The organism is Lichenihabitans sp. PAMC28606, assembly GCF_020616535.1.
GTDB classification, from domain to species: domain Bacteria; phylum Pseudomonadota; class Alphaproteobacteria; order Rhizobiales; family Beijerinckiaceae; genus Lichenihabitans; species Lichenihabitans psoromatis.
The window spans coordinates 1,385,943-1,402,755 of the sequence record NZ_CP085136.1 but is presented as its reverse complement, the minus strand read 5'-3'; the positions used below and the strand labels follow the sequence as shown (position 1 = coordinate 1,402,755).

16 protein-coding genes are annotated in these 16,813 nt (G+C 63.6%); 8 read left to right on the top strand and 8 right to left on the bottom strand.

The genetic code is table 11. The annotated features are described in order from the left end of the window. Window positions 1-58 precede the first annotated feature (58 nt). Window positions 59-1,345: an MFS transporter gene (locus tag LGH83_RS06760; protein WP_227401129.1), complete on the top strand. Its 1,287-nt coding sequence runs from the start codon at window positions 59-61 to the stop codon at window positions 1,343-1,345. Between the two features lie 252 nt (window positions 1,346-1,597). Here LGH83_RS06760 and LGH83_RS06755 read toward each other — a convergent pair whose 3' ends face one another. Then, on the bottom strand, window positions 1,598-3,292 hold the full coding sequence (locus tag LGH83_RS06755; protein WP_227401128.1) for an electron transfer flavoprotein-ubiquinone oxidoreductase: 1,695 nt from the start codon (window positions 3,290-3,292) through the stop codon (window positions 1,598-1,600). Between the two features lie 86 nt (window positions 3,293-3,378). Here LGH83_RS06755 and LGH83_RS06750 point away from each other — a divergent pair, with 86 nt between their 5' ends. The 5 genes from LGH83_RS06750 (at window position 3,379) to moaB (ending at window position 8,957) form a co-directional block, all read left to right on the top strand. Continuing rightward, window positions 3,379-4,293 carry a uracil-DNA glycosylase gene (locus LGH83_RS06750; RefSeq protein WP_227401127.1) on the top strand — a complete coding sequence of 305 codons (915 nt, stop codon included), beginning with the start codon at window positions 3,379-3,381 and terminating at the stop codon, window positions 4,291-4,293. Between the two features lie 130 nt (window positions 4,294-4,423). Beyond that, window positions 4,424-6,211, top strand: coding sequence for a cation:proton antiporter (locus tag LGH83_RS06745; protein ID WP_227401126.1), 1,788 nt, complete (start codon window positions 4,424-4,426; stop codon window positions 6,209-6,211). 102 nt (window positions 6,212-6,313) lie between these two features. Further along, window positions 6,314-7,309, top strand: coding sequence for a magnesium transporter CorA family protein (locus LGH83_RS06740; protein WP_227401125.1), 996 nt, complete (start codon window positions 6,314-6,316; stop codon window positions 7,307-7,309). A gap of 110 nt (window positions 7,310-7,419) precedes the next feature. Beyond that, on the top strand, window positions 7,420-8,373 hold the full coding sequence (locus tag LGH83_RS06735; RefSeq protein WP_131118614.1) for a neutral zinc metallopeptidase: 954 nt from the start codon (window positions 7,420-7,422) through the stop codon (window positions 8,371-8,373). Between the two features lie 23 nt (window positions 8,374-8,396). Beyond that, window positions 8,397-8,957: a molybdenum cofactor biosynthesis protein B gene (gene moaB, locus LGH83_RS06730; RefSeq protein ID WP_227401124.1), complete on the top strand. Its 561-nt coding sequence runs from the start codon at window positions 8,397-8,399 to the stop codon at window positions 8,955-8,957. 9 nt (window positions 8,958-8,966) lie between these two features. Here moaB and LGH83_RS06725 read toward each other — a convergent pair whose 3' ends face one another. Beyond that, window positions 8,967-9,503 carry a hypothetical protein gene (locus tag LGH83_RS06725; RefSeq protein WP_227401123.1) on the bottom strand — a complete coding sequence of 179 codons (537 nt, stop codon included), beginning with the start codon at window positions 9,501-9,503 and terminating at the stop codon, window positions 8,967-8,969. A gap of 256 nt (window positions 9,504-9,759) precedes the next feature. Between LGH83_RS06725 and LGH83_RS06720 the strand changes: the two genes are divergently transcribed. Then, on the top strand, window positions 9,760-10,842 hold the full coding sequence (locus LGH83_RS06720; protein ID WP_227401122.1) for a PA0069 family radical SAM protein: 1,083 nt from the start codon (window positions 9,760-9,762) through the stop codon (window positions 10,840-10,842). 173 nt (window positions 10,843-11,015) lie between these two features. Here LGH83_RS06720 and LGH83_RS06715 read toward each other — a convergent pair whose 3' ends face one another. The 3 genes from LGH83_RS06715 to LGH83_RS06705 all read right to left on the bottom strand — a co-directional run bounded on the left by LGH83_RS06715 (window position 11,016) and on the right by LGH83_RS06705 (window position 13,475). Next, window positions 11,016-11,948 (bottom strand): extensin family protein, encoded by a 933-nt coding sequence (locus LGH83_RS06715; RefSeq protein WP_227401121.1) that lies wholly within the window; start codon window positions 11,946-11,948, stop codon window positions 11,016-11,018. Window positions 11,949-12,087: 139 nt separating this feature from the next. Next, a complete protein-coding gene (locus LGH83_RS06710; protein WP_227401120.1) occupies window positions 12,088-12,591 on the bottom strand; it encodes a DUF2852 domain-containing protein in 504 nt (167 codons plus the stop codon). 158 nt (window positions 12,592-12,749) lie between these two features. Continuing rightward, a complete protein-coding gene (locus LGH83_RS06705; RefSeq protein ID WP_227401119.1) occupies window positions 12,750-13,475 on the bottom strand; it encodes a hypothetical protein in 726 nt (241 codons plus the stop codon). A gap of 228 nt (window positions 13,476-13,703) precedes the next feature. Between LGH83_RS06705 and LGH83_RS06700 the strand changes: the two genes are divergently transcribed. Further along, a complete protein-coding gene (locus LGH83_RS06700; RefSeq protein WP_227401118.1) occupies window positions 13,704-14,639 on the top strand; it encodes an AEC family transporter in 936 nt (311 codons plus the stop codon). Here the strand turns inward: LGH83_RS06700 and LGH83_RS06695 are convergent. From LGH83_RS06695 to LGH83_RS06685, 3 genes are read right to left on the bottom strand one after another with little or no spacing between them, the layout of a single operon-like run. Beyond that, complete coding sequence (locus LGH83_RS06695) at window positions 14,618-15,274, bottom strand: TetR/AcrR family transcriptional regulator (protein ID WP_131195313.1); 657 nt, start codon at window positions 15,272-15,274, stop codon at window positions 14,618-14,620. The two genes, LGH83_RS06700 and LGH83_RS06695, sit on opposite strands and share 22 nt — an antisense overlap. 45 nt (window positions 15,275-15,319) lie before the next feature. Beyond that, complete coding sequence (gene pyrF / locus LGH83_RS06690) at window positions 15,320-16,033, bottom strand: orotidine-5'-phosphate decarboxylase (protein WP_227401117.1); 714 nt, start codon at window positions 16,031-16,033, stop codon at window positions 15,320-15,322. 53 nt (window positions 16,034-16,086) lie between these two features. Further along, the gene (locus LGH83_RS06685) at window positions 16,087-16,512 is read right to left on the bottom strand and encodes a putative quinol monooxygenase (RefSeq protein ID WP_227401116.1); all 426 of its coding nucleotides are present in this window, start codon (window positions 16,510-16,512) and stop codon (window positions 16,087-16,089) included. Window positions 16,513-16,813: the final 301 nt, after the last annotated feature.

The window sequence follows — 16,813 nt, the reverse complement described above, 5'->3', positions numbered from 1 at the left end:
CGCCTCGGTGACCGGATCGACCGTCAAGGCCGACCGCAAGGCAGGAGACACAGGCGCCATGGATGCAGCGAACCGCGACGCCCCGCTTCAGGGAGCGAGCCTCGGCCGCATCGTTCTGGCGAGCCTCGTCGGCACGACGATCGAATTCTACGATTTCTATATCTACGGCACGGCCGCCGCCTTGGTAATCGGGCAGGTGTTCTTTCCGTCAGCCGCACCGGGATCTCAGGCCCTCAATGCGTTCCTGACGTTTGGAATCGCGTTCCTGGCCCGACCGGTCGGTGCGATCCTGTTCGGCCATTTCGGCGACCGGATCGGCCGCAAATCCACCCTTGTGGCCTCGCTCTTGGTGATGGGCGCGTCGACCACGCTGATCGGCTTTCTGCCGGGTTACGCTCAGATCGGGCCGGCTGCCGCATGGCTGCTCTGCCTGATGCGGCTCGGCCAGGGTATCGGTCTCGGCGGCGAATGGGGAGGGGCAGCGTTGCTCGCGATCGAAAATGCGCCGGTCGGCAGGCGCGCCTGGTTTGGCATGTTCCCCCAGCTTGGGCCGCCGCTCGGCTTTCTGCTGGCCAATGGTCTTTTTCTAGGGCTGCTCGTCGGTCTCGGGGAGCAGCAGTTTTTGAGTTGGGGCTGGCGCATCCCGTTTCTGGTCAGCGCCGTCCTGGTCGCGATCGGGCTTTATGTGCGGGTCTCGATGACAGAGACACCGGCCTTCATGGCGGCCTTGAAGCAGCAGGAACCTGTTCGCGTGCCGCTTGTGGAGGTGGTGCAACACCATTGGATGCCGCTGATCCAAGGCTCGCTCGCCATGGTGGTATGCTACGCGCTGTTTTACATCTCGACCGTGTTCGCGCTCCAATACGGCACGAGCGTCAGGCACATCCCGCGATCGGATTTTCTCGGGCTGCTCTGCATCGCAGTGCTGTTTATGGCCGCAGCGACGCCGATCTCGGCCGCCTTGGCGGATCGCTTCGGCCGCCGTCCCGTGCTGATCGTCGCCGGCGGCCTTGCGGCGCTATCCGGCTTTGCTCTTCCCGGCTTGCTTGGCCAAGGCAGCAATCCCGAGATCCTGCTATTCCTCGGCTTGGAACTCGGCCTCATGGGAATGACTTTTGCGCCGATGGGCGCGCTGCTACCGGAGCTGTTCCCGGTGCGCGTCCGCTACACCGGCGCGTCCATGGCCTATAATTTAGGCGGCATCCTCGGCGCATCGTTGGCGCCGTTTCTGGCGCAAGTGCTTTTAAACTACGGTGGGCTGCCGTGGGTTGGATATTACGTCACGACTGCCGCTTTGATCAGCCTGCTTGCGGTTGCGAGCATGAGAGAGACATCACACAACTGACGTCGAGCCTTCGCGCAACATTCAGCTGAATGCCGCGACCGCAATACCGATCCAGGTCACGGCCGCAATGCCGACGGTGATGTAAGTGGTGGTCATGACATGCTCCTGTGGTCCGGGTCTTGACGCCAAGAAACCGCTTGACAGCGTTTTTCCTGCATCTTCGCGCCGTCAACGACAGGCTTGTGTTAAAGTTCCGTCAAGTTTCGAGACCCTGCTGATATCGCTGCTGCTCGCACGCTGTCGGAGTGCCGGTCACATCGAGCCATAAACCGGACCACCACCGCCCTCGGGTGGGACCCATGTGATGTTCTGCGCCGGATCTTTGATGTCGCAGGTTTTGCAATGGACGCAATTCTGCGCGTTGATGACGAAGCGCGGATCAGTGTGGGCCTTCTCGTCCGCATAGACGACCTCATAAACCCCGGCCGGGCAATAAAGCCGTGCGGGCTCGCCATATTTCGGCAGGTTGTCGAGGATCGGGACGCTCGGGTCGGTCAGCACCAGATGGGCCGGCTGCCCCTCCTCGTGGTTGGTCGACGATAGGAACACGCTCGACAGCTTATCGAACGAGACGACGCCATCCGGCTTCGGATAGACGATCGGCGTCACCTCCGCGAGCGGCTTCAGGGTCGCGTAATCGGGTTTGCCGTGGCTCAACGTGCCGAAGAGCGAGCCGCCAAAAATGGAGTTCATCCACATGTCGAGGCCGCCGAGCGCCACGCCCACCATCGTCCCGAACCGCGACCAAAGCGGTTTGACGTTGCGGACGCGCCTTAAATCATGCCCGATCGCGCTCCCGCGCCACGCATTCTCGTAGCCGTCCAGCGAGTCGTTGCTGCGGCCTTCCGCGAGAGCGGCTGCGACGTGTTCGGCTGCCAGCATCCCCGATAGGACGGCATTATGCGAGCCCTTGATGCGGGGCACATTGACGAAGCCGGCCGCGCAGCCGATCAGCACCCCGCCCGGGAAAGCGAGCTTGGGCACCGATTGCCAGCCGCCCTCGGTAATGGCGCGCGCGCCGTAGGATAGGCGCTTGCCGCCCGCGAAGGTGGGCGCGATCATCGGATGGGTCTTGAAGCGCTGGAACTCGTCGAAGGGCGACAGCGTCGGGTTCTTGTAATTGAGGTGGACCACAAAGCCGACTGCGACGAGATTGTCCTCCATGTGATAGAGGAATGAGCCGCCGCCGGTGTCATTGGCGAGCGGCCAGCCGAAGCTGTGTTGCACGAGCCCCGGTTTGTGCTGGGCCGGATCGACCTGCCAGAGCTCCTTGAGGCCGAGACCGTATTTTTGGGGGTCGCGCCCCTCGTCGAGCTTGAAGCGACGGATCAGCCCCTTGGCGAGAGAGCCGCGTGCGCCTTCGGCCACCATCACGTATTTGGCCCGCAACTCCATACCGCGCGTATAGCTCGCGGTAATCTCGCCCTCGCGCCCGATCCCCATATCGCCGGTGGCGACGCCGACGACCTCGCCCGCCCCGCCATATAGCACCTCGACGGCCGCAAAGCCGGGATAGATGTCGATGCCGAGCGCTTCAGCCTTGCGGCCGAGGTACCGGGCGACGTTGCCGAGCGAGCCGATATAATTGCCGTGATTGCTCATCAGCGGCGGCATCAGCGCATTGGGAAGTCGCATCCCGCCGGCTGGGCCGAGATAGTAGAACTGATCCGCCGTTACAGCGGTCGTCAATGGCCGATCGTCATCCTGCCTCCACTCGGGAAGCAATTTGTCGAGGCCGCAGGGATCGATGACGGCGCCCGACAGAACATGCGCCCCGACCTCCGACCCTTTCTCGACCACTACGATGGCGAGATCGGGCGACAGTTGCTTAAGACGGATCGCGGCCGACAGACCCGCAACGCCGGCGCCCACCACAACGACGTCGAAATCCATGGCCTCGCGTTCGGGCAGTTCGGTTTCGGTCTGCACGCCATCGGCCACGGCCATTCTAGAGTTCCTCTCATCTCGCGCCATCCATCTAGATAGCGAGTCCTTGGGTTCGCGCAAACCGCGAGCCGATGCTAAAAGCGCGCATGACCACGCCGGATTTCGATGCGACTGCCGAGCAACTGGCCGACCTCCTGCGCTGGTACGGCGAGATGGGCGTCGATGCGGTCATCGACGACGTGCCACATGACCGCTTCGCCGCTTCGGCCGCGGTGCAGGTTCAAGTGCCGGTCTCTAAGGCTGCTCCGGCCCAGCCGGAGCAGGATCCAGCGCTCCCGTTGGGCGACGACGGCTTCACGCCAACTCTGCCCCAACGCATCCGCCCACCGCTCACCAAAGCACCCGCGACTGTTGCGGCACGCCCCATCGATGCGGCATCCCTGTCGGCTGACGCGGCGATCCAGTCCGCCCGAGAGGCCGCGCGGGACGCCACGAGCCTCGACGTTTTACGCGACATCATGGATCGGTTCGACGGCTGCGGGCTGAAGCGAACCGCGAGCCGCCTCGTCTTCGCAGATGGCAATCCGGCAGCGCGCGTCATGATGATCGGCGAAGCGCCCGGCGCCGACGAGGACCGGAGCGGCGTGCCGTTCGTCGGCAAGGCCGGGCAGTTGCTCGATCGGATGCTGGCCACCATCGGGCTTGATCGAACCGCCGTCTATATCGCCAACGTGGTGCCCTGGCGTCCGCCCGCCAACCGTGCGCCGACCGATCTCGAAGTGGCGACCTGCCTGCCATTCATCACTCGGCAGATCGAACTCGCGGAGCCCGAATTTTTGGTGCTGCTCGGCGGCTCCGCCATGCAGGCCCTGCTGGCAGGTAAGGAATCGATCACCCGCGCGCGCGGCAAATGGGTCGATTACCCATCCGGCAGCCGGATGATTCCGGCCATGCCGATGCTGCATCCGGCCTACCTGCTCCGCACGCCTTTCAATAAAAAATTTGCGTGGCGGGATTTGCGGGCGCTCGCCGATCGCCTCGGGCTGCCGCCAACAATCTAACCGCACGATCGACGCCGCCTTTTCGGCTTTGGCGGGTGGCATGCAGCAACCGAATCTTCGTAGAACACCACAGAGGCGGCGATCGGGATGGATCGACGCCTCCGGACGCTCTTAGCCCGAAGGATCGGTGTTGACCGCAGAGCTTTTCCCGGCCGGGACCCGTGAGGTGCTGCTGTTCCTTGCCACGGCCGGCATTGTTGTGCCGATCTTCCACCGCCTCCGCATCAGCCCAGTGCTGGGCTTCGTGCTCGGCGGCATCGCGCTTGGCCCATTTGGCCTCGGCGCATTGGTGCCGGTTTTTCCGATCTTGTCGCATGTGGCCCTCAATAATCTCGAGCGCGTGGCCGGGGTGGCCGAATTCGGCGTCGTCTTTCTGTTGTTCATGATCGGTCTCGAGCTTTCGTTCGAGCGGCTGTCGACCATGCGGCGGCTTGTGTTCGGCCTGGGGCCGCTTCAGGTCTGTGTCTGCGGAGCCGCTTTGGCGCTCGGCGCAGTCCTTGGGCTCGGCGTGTCGGCCCCCGTCGCGCTGGTTCTCGGCACCGCGCTGGCCTTGTCGTCGACCGCGATCGTGGTGCCGGTCTTGGCAGAGCGAAAGCGGCTCAATTCCGGCGCGGGGCGAACCGCCTTCGCGGTGTTGCTCTTTCAGGATCTCGCGGTCGCGCCGCTGCTGTTCGGTGTGTCGTTGCTGTCGAGCCATGAGGTCGGCGGCATTGGGCTTGGGCTCCTGCTTCGGCTGGCGCCGGCCATTGTCGGCATCGGCGTCATCGTGACGCTCGGGCGGCTGATCCTGCGACCCTTGTTTCACCATGTCGCCTCGGCGCGCTCGACCGAATTGTTCATGGCGGCCTCGCTCTTCGTCGTGATCGGGACAAGCGCCATCACGGCGGCCGCTGGCTTGTCGATGGCGATCGGGGCTTTCCTGGCTGGCTTGCTGCTGGCCGAAACGGAATACCGACGCGAAATCGAAGTCACGATCGAGCCGTTCAAAGGGCTCCTGCTCGGCTTGTTCTTCGTGTCGGTCGGGGCCGATCTCGATCTGTCGCGGCTTTTTGCGGATCCCTTGAGGATCGTCGAGATCGCGGCCGGGCTGCTGGTCGTCAAGACGATCCTGCTGCTCGGCGTCGGCGTGGCCATCAAGCTGCCGCGCCGGGTCGCGGTCGAGGTCGCGCTGCTGCTCGGGCCGGGCGGCGAATTTGCATTCGTGATCGTCAACGCGCTGTTGGCCGCCCATGTCCTCGATCCGAAGATCGGGCAGGATCTTCTCGTGGCCGTGACGCTGACCATGATCGCGATCCCGCTCATCGCCGTCGTGGCGGAGCGGCTTGGCAAACAGCTTGGCCGCAGGGCCGACATTGCTGTACCGGTCGAGCCGCCGCCGGATGATGGCCAATCGCGTGTCATCATCGTGGGATTTGGGCGGGTTGGGCGGCTCGTCAGCGAGATGCTGACCGTCCACAACGTGCCTTTTCTGGCGATCGACGAGAGCCCGAGCCTCGTCGCGCGCGAGCGTGCCGCCGGAACACCCATCTATTTCGGCGATGCGACCCGGCCGGAGTTCCTGCGTCGCTGTGGGCTTGAAACCGCACGCGCTCTGGTGCTGACCGTGAGTTCGTCACGTGTCGTCGAGCAGGTGGCGGCGATTGGACGGGCCGAGAGCCAGGATCTCGTCGTCGTGGCGCGCGCCCGCGACGCCGACCATGCGCGCGTTCTCTATGACCTCGGCGTGACCGACGCCGTGCCCGAAACCATCGAGGCGAGCCTGCAACTCTCCGAAGCCGTGTTGGTCGATGTCGGTGTGCCGATGGGGCTGGTGATCGCCTCCGTCCATGAGAAACGCGACGAGTTTCGCCGGCTGCTGAACACCGAGCCGAGCACCGCTCGCGTGCGACAGTCGATCCGCCGACCGGTTCCGCGTTAGAGGCGACCACGCGTTGATCCTGCGCGCGTGTGTCTTGATCCCACGACGTCATGATCTACAACGCGGGAACACGTCGGCCGGGCGCTGAGCAAAGGGTGTGCGATGCTGAAATTCTACGACAATGTCGGCGCGCGCGACGAGGTCACGTGTGACCTCAGCCTCCCCGATCTGCCGTCCAACGTCGTCTGGATGGATCTCCTCGACCCGACGGCCGAGGAACTCTCGTTCGTCGAACGCTTTGCCAAAGTCATTCTTCCCGACGACGAGAGCCTCGAAGATCTACAGACCGTCAGCCGGCTTCGCTTTGAGGGCGATATCCTGCAGGTCTTCACGCCGGTGCTGTTTCGCGATCCGGCCGGTGAGGTTCGAACCACGACCGTCGGATTTTTCCTGACGCCCAAGCTTCTGGTCACGGTCCGGACCGAAGAACTCTTGTCTTTCACCAATTACATCAATCGGAAGGTCAAACCCGGCGATGTGACCGTTCATGTGGCGACGGATGTCTTCGTCGGTCTGCTCGAAGCGATCGTGGATCGGATGGCCGACGCGGTCGAGGCGCTCGGAGCCGAGCTCGACCGCGTGTCCCGCCAGATCTTCACCAACCCGGCCGACAGCCCCAAGCGGATCAAGCCTATCAAATACGAAGCCGAACTCGAATCGATCCTGCACACCGTGGGTCGATCGGGTGACCTCACGTCCAATATCCGGGACAGTCTGCTTGGTATCGGTCGCTTGCTGGCTTTCGTGACCGCCAACGCACAAGACAAGCTGCCGAACGGGGTCAAGAACCGTATCAAGACGTTACGACAGGATATCGCATCGCTGAATGACTACGAGACGCGGCTGACCGACAAGGTGCAGTTCCTGCTCGATTCGACGCTTGGCTTTATCAATATCGATCAGAACCGGCTGTTTCGCCTGCTCACGATCGCGTCCGTGGTCGGCATCCCCCCGACCTTCGTGGTCGGTCTCTACGGCATGAACTTCAAGAATATGCCGGAATACGACTGGGCCTGGGGGTACCAATGGGGTCTGCTGTTGGTTGCGATCAGCATGATCGTCCCGGCGATTTGGCTGCGCCGAAAAGGGTGGTTCTGATTCACCGCCGCATGGGTGCGCGGCTGGGCATCTTTGTCGCACAGTCAAGCTTGGCGGGGCGGCACCGCTGGTCTATCGGTCTGTTGTAACCGGCAGACGGGGAGTTTGACATGCGGTGGGAAGATTCCCGGCGATCGGACAATATTGAAGACGTGCGCGGCGGCGGCGATAGCGGCGGCGGAGGCGGTGGCTTCGGCATCCCGATGGGCGGCGGCGGGCTCGGCATCGGCGCGATCATCATCCTGGCGATCATCGGTTACGTGACCGGCATCGACCCGCGCGTGTTGATCAGCGGCGTCGAGAATGCCACGAACCAAGGTCAGAGCACCCAAAGCCAACCTTACCAGCGTCCCGACAGCTCGCAATTCAGCCAAAGCCAAAGCCAGGCACCCGCTCAGGGGCAGGCGCGCCGCAGCACGGCGCCGACCGATCAGATGGGCGACTTCGTGGCCGCGATCCTCGGCGAGACGGAGGACGTCTGGTCCGAGGTTCTGCCAGCCCAAAAGGGCGTTCAATACGTCAAGCCGAAGCTCGTTCTCTACAGCGGCGTGACACGCTCGGGTTGCGGGCAGGCGCAATCGGCGATGGGTCCGTTTTACTGCCCTGTCGACCAGAAGGTCTATCTGGACATGTCCTTCTTCAACGACATGAAGCAGAAGCTCGGCGGCGGTGGCGACTTCGCCTATGCCTATGTGATCTCGCATGAGATCGGCCACCATGTGCAGAATCTGCTTGGTATTCTCGGCAAGGTGCGCGACCGGCAGGAGCAGGCGAGCCAGCAGGAAGCCAACAGCCTTTCGGTCCGGATCGAATTGATGGCGGATTGTTTTGCCGGCGTTTGGGCCAATCATGCCGACCAGAAGTGGCATATCCTGGAGCAGGGGGATGTCGACAAGGCGATCGCCACCGCTGCGGCCATCGGCGACGATCGTTTGCAGAAGCAATCCCGCGGCTATGCCGTGCCGGATAGCTTTACGCACGGAAGCTCGGCACAGCGGCAACAGTGGCTGACCACGGGGCTAAAGACCGGCAGCGTGGATGCCTGTAATACGTTTAAGCAGTAATGGTTGCTGGGAGGATCTGAGTCATGCCCGGCATCGATGAAACAAGATCCTTCCTTCCGCTGTCGATCGCGGTCGTGACGGTGTCGGACACGCGCCGCAGCGATGATGATCGATCGGGCGATGTCTTGGTGGAGCGCCTGACCGGGGTCGGGCATCGGCTTGGCGGTCGCACGATCGTGCCGGACGATCGTGACGCCATCGTGGGTGTCGTGCAGGCCTTCGCCGACGATCCGGGGATCGACGTGGTGATCACGACCGGAGGCACGGGCTTCACGGGGCGAGATGTGACGCCCGACAGCCTGGAGCCGCTGTTCAGCAAACGGATGGACGGGTTCTCGACCGTGTTCCATCACATCTCGTTTGCGAAGATCGGAACGTCCACGGTGCAATCGCGGGCGACCGCCGGGCTGATCGGCACCACCTTCGTGTTCGTCTTGCCCGGTTCACCGGGCGCCTGCAAAGATGCCTGGGACGGTATTCTGGCCCACCAACTCGACTACCGTTATCGACCCTGCAACTTCGTCGAGTTGATGCCCCGGCTCGACGAGCATCTCAAACGGCCATCGGCGCGCGCCGACGTCTGAGCCCGTCGCTTAGGTCGGATTGTCGATCCAGAACTGCGCCCGTGACGCGAGCGTCTGCGTGGCCTTCAGTCCGCCGACCAATGCCTTGAAGCTCGCGGGGCGGCCTGAGAGATCGGCGCGCGCGGCGATCACCCCGGCAATGGGTGAAAGATTCGGGAGCAGGCGCGACATCAGCCCGCCGTGATCCTCGCGCAGCAACAACCCACCCGCGATCGTTGGGTCGGGCCCGAGCCGCATTCCGATCTCGTTGATAAGGCCACGATCAAAGCCGATACCGGCCCGGAGCACGAAGAGGAGGTCGGATCGTGCGCCGGCCAGCGCCGTTGCGAACCCCGCCTCGAAGGTGGGCTCGTCGACGATCCGGCAGCCGGCGTGATCGGCCACGCGGCGGAGACCATCGTCCGCCCGATCGGTCACGATCGACACATCACGAACGATGCCCTCAACCGTGGCAGGCACGAGCGCCGCAAGGCTGCGGACGAGCGCGCCGAGGGCCGCTGACGTGCCACCGATATGGGGCGGCATAAGGACGAGAGCTGAGAGCATCGCGGCGTCCTATCACGATCGAGGCGCGGATGTCGCGCCTTCCTCGCCTGTTCGGCTCGACGATTGCGCGATTGACCTGACTCCCGATGTTCTTTATTTGTTCTGCTGCTCGGGTTGTTTTAAACGGCTTGGGCGGGGACCGAGCGAGGCTGACGGCGTGTTGACGATCCGCGATACGACACCGCCGTCTCCACGCCAATCGAAGCGCCTGCCTCGGCTTGGGATCAAAGACGTAGCAGTCTCCGAGCCTGCCAACATGTCGATGGTGACCGACGACAAACGGCGCAAGGGTCGCGGCGCCTTGAGCAATCGATCTGGGCGCTTCGAGGGATCACAGCGTGTCGATGTCGATGATGGATGGAATGCGCTTGAGACGCTGGCGCCGTTCAAGACCACCATCACGATGGAGACGCCCAAGACCGTCATTACACGCAACGAATCGCCCGACATTTCCTTCGATCGGTCGATCAATCCGTATCGGGGATGCGAGCATGGCTGCGTCTATTGTTTCGCGCGCCCGACACATGCGTTCATGGGCCTGTCGCCCGGCCTTGATTTCGAGTCGCGCCTGTTCGTGAAACAGGGTGCGGCGGAGCGGTTGGAGCGGGAACTCGGCGCGAACGGATATAAACCGCGGACGATCGCGATCGGCACCAACACCGATCCGTATCAGCCGATCGAACGCGACCACAAGGTCATGCGCTCAATTCTCGAGGTGTTGGCAAAATGCGATCACCCGGTCGGCATTGTCACGAAATCGGCTCTGGTGACGCGCGACATAGACATCCTGGCTCCGATGGCGGCCAAAGGTCTGGTCAAGGTCGCGCTATCCGTGACGACCCTCGACGCAACCTTGGCCAGGACCATGGAGCCGCGCGCCACGACGCCGGGCAAACGCGTCGAGGCGATCCGCTTGCTTGCGGCGGCTGGCATTCCGGTAACCGTAATGGTCGCGCCCATCATTCCGGCCGTGACCGATACCGAGATCGAGACGATCTTGGAGCTTGCCCATGCGGCCGGCGCGCGCGAGGCGGGCTATGTGATGCTGCGACTGCCGCTCGAGGTGCGCGACATCTTCAAGGAATGGCTGCTGGCCCACTTTCCGGACCGTTTCCGGCACGTCATGTCGCTGGTCCAATCGATGCGTGGCGGGCGGGATTACGATGCCAAATGGGGTCAGCGGATGACCGGCACGGGGCCTTATGCGGCCATGATCGCGCGCCGCTTCGAAATTGCGAGCGATCGCCTCGGTTTCCCCAAGGTCCGCTCGAAACTACGCGCGGATCTGTTCACGCCGTCACATCCGCAGGCGCGGCAACTCGATCTGTTCGGGCCTTGAGCGGAACTCGTTTGCCTCGCATCGAGGATCGCGATCACGTTCTAACGAGCCGCACGAGCCACCATTGGCCCGTTGGCGTTGTCGCCGAGCCTTGTCAACTCACGCTCAGTCCAAGCCCGAATGTCGCCGCACGCAACGGCAGGCAAGAGGTCGGCTGTCAGAAGGCGAGCGCTTTAGCGGGCGACCTGGCTCTTGATCAGCGACGTGATGTCTCCGTCGGGCTGCATGGCAGCAGGCGGGCGCGGCGGCTGGCCGACGCCTCCGCTGGCCTGATCGACATCCAACTGATCGCGGGAGACGAGACGCGGCGAGGGAGCGAAGGCCAGCGGGGCGCCGCGCGGTTCGGCCGCGAGTGCGACAGTCGACGCTCCTGAATACGTCGGCGCAGGCATCGGCGTTCGGGCGATATCCTGTTCTTCTTCGATCGGCGGCGGATCGGGGAGGTTATCGCGACGGGGCGCCTCGACCTGCTCGGCATCGGGAACCGGCTTGCAGTAGCGACGCGGACCGCGCGACGTGCTCCCGTGCATCGCGAGATCGAGATGCACGTGGTTGTAGTGGAAGATATTGGCGCCGGGACCCAGCACGGTGGTGAAATACGTGCAGGCGCCGGCGTGGCTATCGTGGAGAAACGCGCTCTCCTGCGTGTCGGCGCTTTTCCAACCGCGCATCACATTGATCTCTCGCCCGCTGGCGAGAACGAAGCCGCCGACATCCATGGCATTGGCAAACGCATGTTCGGATAGTTTTGCGCCGCTCATATTGTTGATGCCGCGGCACGAATAGGTGCCCATCGTGTTGATCTGCACGACTGGATCGCCGAACCGGGCCTGGGCGTCGGGCTCGACCACGTCCTTGATCCACGCATCGAGCGCCGGAATCATCGAGCAATCGAGCAACGAGGCCGTATTGAGTTTCACGGTGCCGCCAGCCAGGGCATAGACCCGGAAGGGATGGTTGAGCCCGCAAATGCTGGGACCATCGATCGCGTGACTGGGCTGAAGATAAGGCGTCGCCTCGACGAGATGTTGGGCAAGGCAAGCCTCTTCGGCCTGATTGCGCCACGCGGGCCGCTCGGGGTGATCGAACCGGGAGCAGCCTGCCATCGCCATCGCGAGCAGGGCCGCCGCCGCAAAAGGCCATACGCAACGCGCCATATCGTTAGAAGTGCGCGCGATCCGTTAAGGCAAAATAAAAAGCGCGGCGGCCCTCTGAAGGCCACCGCGCGACGGGGTTAACGATCCGTTAGACCGAGGTCGACCCCTGCTGGTTGCGGGCGTTCATGAACCGGTCGAACTCCTCCCGATCCTTGGCGCGGCGGAGATTGTTGAGGTGCTCGGCAAACTCGCGCTGTGCCGTATCGAGCTTGCGACGCTCTTCCTCGAGCCGCTGCAATTCGGCATTCCGCCAATCATCGAAAGCCGCGTTGCCGCTGCTGCTGAACGGCCGCCACTGGGCTTGAGCACCGGCGGCGCTGAAGCCCGACATGCCGAAGCCGCTCATTTTGCCGCGAAAGGCGGAGACGGCCTGATCGACCGTATAGCCGCGACGCTGCGCGATCTTGAGACCAATGAGGGCGACGCCGACCGGCCAGTAAAATAGGAAACCGAGCACGACGGCTCCGATCTCGACCGGCTTCCAGCCCATGCGGGCGCTGCCGCACCCGCCCCAACCGCGCTGTGATCCAGTCTGTTGGCCGCCGAGACCCGCTGCACCCGCCGCATCGGCGGCGCTCGAAAACGAACTCATTTTCACTCTCCGTGTCACGGCCGTCTTGCGGGCCGATGTTAATGTTACGCACATTAACATCGGCGTGCTCGTTGTGGTCTTCAAGCCCATCTGAGGTCAGGCCCAATAAAAAAGGCGGCGGCTCGCGCCACCGCCTTGTCGCTCACTGAGGTGAAGGGTCAGCGGTTGACGTCGCCCTCGACGATGTAGCTTCGGACGCGGGTGCGCCCGTTCTCCAAATCGCGTCGAACCGAGGGCGTGCCTCCGCTCCGGCTTTCAGCCGCATCGGCGGCGGCGTCGCTCGCCGGGCTGGCCGGATCGACGTAGGTGTGCGGGCCGCCATGCGCCGCTGGCGCGGTTTGGCTCGCCGTGCCGGCCCCGATCCGCTCCCGCACATCGGGATTGGTGGCCTCGTCGATGTCGGCAAGTCCATCTTCGCCCGCGTAGCTACCGCCGAAGCCGGCCGTGCTGGCATCCGCAGGCTTATAGGCTGCATCGACATTGTCGACGCCGCCTTCGGAGCGGGTCCAGCCTTCGCTCTCCCATGCCATCGATCGCTCGTCGAGATCGACTGCTCCGTCGCGGTCGAGCACGTCGATCGCCTGCTTGTAGAGCGCATCGCTGGTCCGCACCGAGAGTGCGAATCCCCCCCGACGGAGGCCTTCCGAATAGGTCCGGCGTTCATCGTCCGGCATGAAGAAGTTGGTGAGCGAGTCCCAAAAACCGCGCTGATGGTCTTCGGCGACGTTAAACGAATCGGCGTTGCTGCCGACGATCGTGATGGCATCCGCCGATAGTCCGACTGCCACCAGGTCGTTTTTCGCGATCTGGGCGTGCTCGCCAGTATCGAAAAACGCCGTAACCGTCCGGGCGCCTGTGGTCGTTTCGCTATCGAAATTGGTCATGATGAACTCCCTGTCCTTCAGTAAAACGGCAGGGGCGGCTTGCTCGTTCCCTCCAGACTTCGTCATCCGCCGAATAACAAGCGTCCAGCTCATCCCCACCGTCGCCTTGATCGCGCGCCGATTTGGCGTAGGACCGGGCGTTCGATGCGCAGGCGTGAGGTCGTCGGGCGGTCGGCGTCTGCCGCGCCAACACGCGACGCCATCTCTCATGAAAAGAGCGCATGCCCGATGTTGACGACCGTGCTCGTGCTGGTGCCCATCTTTGCGTTGATCCTGGTTGGCTATCTCTGTCGGCGAAGTGGCATCCTCGGGCCGCATTCGACCACGGAGCTGAACCGCTTCGTTGTCTATCTCGCGCTCCCGGCTCTGTTATTCGACATCATGGCCCACACGAGCGTCGCGGCTTTCTACCAGCCGGGCTTCATCGAGGTTTTCGGACTGTCCTGCGCCATCGTCTTCGCTATCACGATCGCGATCCGCTTGCGGAAGCCTCGGCATCTCGCCGACGCGAGTATCGACGGCCTCAATGCCGCTTACGGTAACACTGGCTTCATCGGCTTTCCGCTGACCTTGATCGTGTTCGGCAAAGCAAGCCTCGCGCCGACCACAGCTGCGGCCATCATCACGGTTTGTATTCTCTTCGGGGTCGCGATCGTGCTGATCGAGATCGGCCTTCAGGCCGAACGCCGTGTGCTGCACCTCGCCAGCAAAGTCGGACGCTCTCTCGTCAAGAATCCGTTGCTCCTGTCGCCCGTGCTGGGCGGGCTCGTGGCGGCGACAGGCCTCAGTCTGCCCGACAGCGTGGAGGTGTTCTTGAAGTTGCTCGGCGGCGCCGCATCGCCTTGCGCCCTCGTGGCGCTCGGCCTCTTCCTGGCGCAAAATACCGAAACAGCTCAGAACGACACGCCGGCGACGCTGTTCCTGGTGGGCCTGAAGCTGATCCTGCAGCCCGCCGTCGCCTGGGTTCTGGCGACCCTGGTGTTCGGGCTGTCACCCGCACTGACCAAAATGGCGGTCGTTCTCGCGGCCATGCCGACCGGAACCGGGCCGTTCATGCTGGCGGAATTCTACGGCCGGGAGGCCGGCATCACATCGAAGGCGATCCTCATCTCGACTGTCGTCTCGCTCTTCACCATCTCGGCCTATTTGACCTGGGCGGCCTGACCCCTCGACCGCCAGAGCGCGGCCTCGATGAGGGCTTCGGTCGATCGATGCAAAATTGCGGACGGGTCAGCGCCCTCGAAGGCGGGATTCAGGTGACCGGCCAACGTCAGCATGGCGACGCCATGCGAGAGAGACCAGATCTCGAACGCCAGGGGGCGCGAGTCGGTCGACGGTGCCCCGCCATGCTTCAACAGGGCGGTCGCGGCACGGCGGAGCAGGTCCAGCGCTTCGGTGGCGGCCGCGCCAGCTTCGGGCGCGTTCAGGGTCGTGACATTGGAAAACATCGCCGCATAAAGCCCGGGTTCGGTCCGCGCAAAGGCCAGATAGGCATTCCCCATGCTGTTCATGGCGGAGCGGGCATCGGGCTTGCCGTCGGCCCAGGCTTCGCTCAACTTCAGGCCGAACATCTCGAAGCCGCGCCGGGTCAGCTCTTCCATCAGCGCATTGCGGTCGGAAAAATGGCGATAAGGCGCGGCGGCCGTCACACCGGCGAGTTTTGCCGCATCGGCCAGCGTGAAGCCGCCCGGTCCCCGCTCGGACACGAGCAGACGAGCCGCCTCCACCAAGGCTTCCTTCAGACGCCCATGATGGTAGGCGCGGCGCTCTCCGCCAAAGAAACGATTGCCGTGATCCATTCTGTGCTTCTCGAGCAGTATCGGACGAGGTCGATGCCCCTTTTTTCACGACATCCGGTCACTCAGCGATTGCGCGATCTCGGCGACGATCGACAATGCCGCCTGACGCGGATCGGGCGAGGCCGTGATCGGTCGACCGACGACGAGATGGTCAGCGCCCGCCAGGATGGCTTCCGAAGGCGTCATGATCCGCTTCTGGTCACCGCTCGTGGCGCCGCTCGGCCGGATGCCCGGTGTCACGATTGTCATGTCGGGGCCGACGCTTGCGCGAACCACAGCGACTTCCAGCGGCGACATCACAAGACCGTCGATGCCGATCGCCTTGGCTTGAGCAGCCCGCTGAGCGACCAGGTCGGCCGCACCGAAGCGATAGCCGGCTTCCGCGAGATCCGCGTCATCCGACGAGGTCAGAACCGTCACGGCCAGCAGCCGCAAGCCGTCGTCGCCCTTGGCATCCTGGGCGGCCCGCATGGTTTGTGGAAAGGCATGGATCGTCAGGAACGTGGCCCCGAGGCGCGCGATCTGGGCGGTTGCGCCCGCCACTGTGTTGGGAATATCGTGCAACTTGAGATCCAAAAACACCTGATGGCCGGTTCCAATCAGCCGCTCGGCGAGGTCCAAACCACCCGCATAGGCGAGTTCGAGACCAATTTTGTAGAAGCCGACGCTATCGCCAAGGATCGTGACGAGATCGAGCGCCTGATCGACGGTCGGAAGATCCAGCGCCACGATCAGGCGGTCTCGTGGGGAGGTCGTCATGATGCTCTCTCTCGTTCTTTTCATCGCTTTCGGCCCAAGCGACCCGCTCGACGTCACGGATGTTGCAAGGACAGCAGCATCGAACCGGGAGAGGCGACACGTGTGGCCTTGATCTTGGCCGTTTCGGCCCCGAATTGCTTGAAATGCGGGGTTGCCGCGTGAGCCGCGAAGGCGGCTTCGTCGTCGAACACCTCGAATAAGATCAGGTGATCCGGGGCGGTCGCCGGTCGCTCCACGTCGAAGCGGCGGCAACCCGGCTCGTTCAGCACAGAGGCTCGCGCCACGCCGAGCACGAGCGTCGTCAGAGCGGGCATGTCGCTCGGAGCGGCTGTGTAGTCCACCACCACCACGTAACCCGGCGCGTTGGGGTTGGCGGTCTGGGCCAGGGCCGGCCCCGAAAGACTTGGGAACGCGAGCAGAAGTGCGGCGGTCGCGCCGACGATCAAGCGGGTCAATGTCACGGTCGGCCTCGTGGTCATGGGCCGGTCCCTTGAGAGCGGCCGCGGTTCATCCGGTCTCTACCATCGCGATCGTCGATCGCCCAGCCGGTCGCTCTTCACGCGTTGGCGCGCCGGCTTTGCGGTTCGCTCCGCGATGACCCGGGCCTTGTGCAATTCGAGGCCGATTTTCACCTTGAGGGCGCGCATCCTGAACTCGGCCCTCGCTTCAGAGGAGCGGACCAAAATCTCGGTTCGCAGTTTTTGGCGTTGCTCGCGCCATTCCTCGCCGAGCTTGTCGCGCCCGGCCTTGATCTTGTCCAAGAGGTCGACGCCGACACGG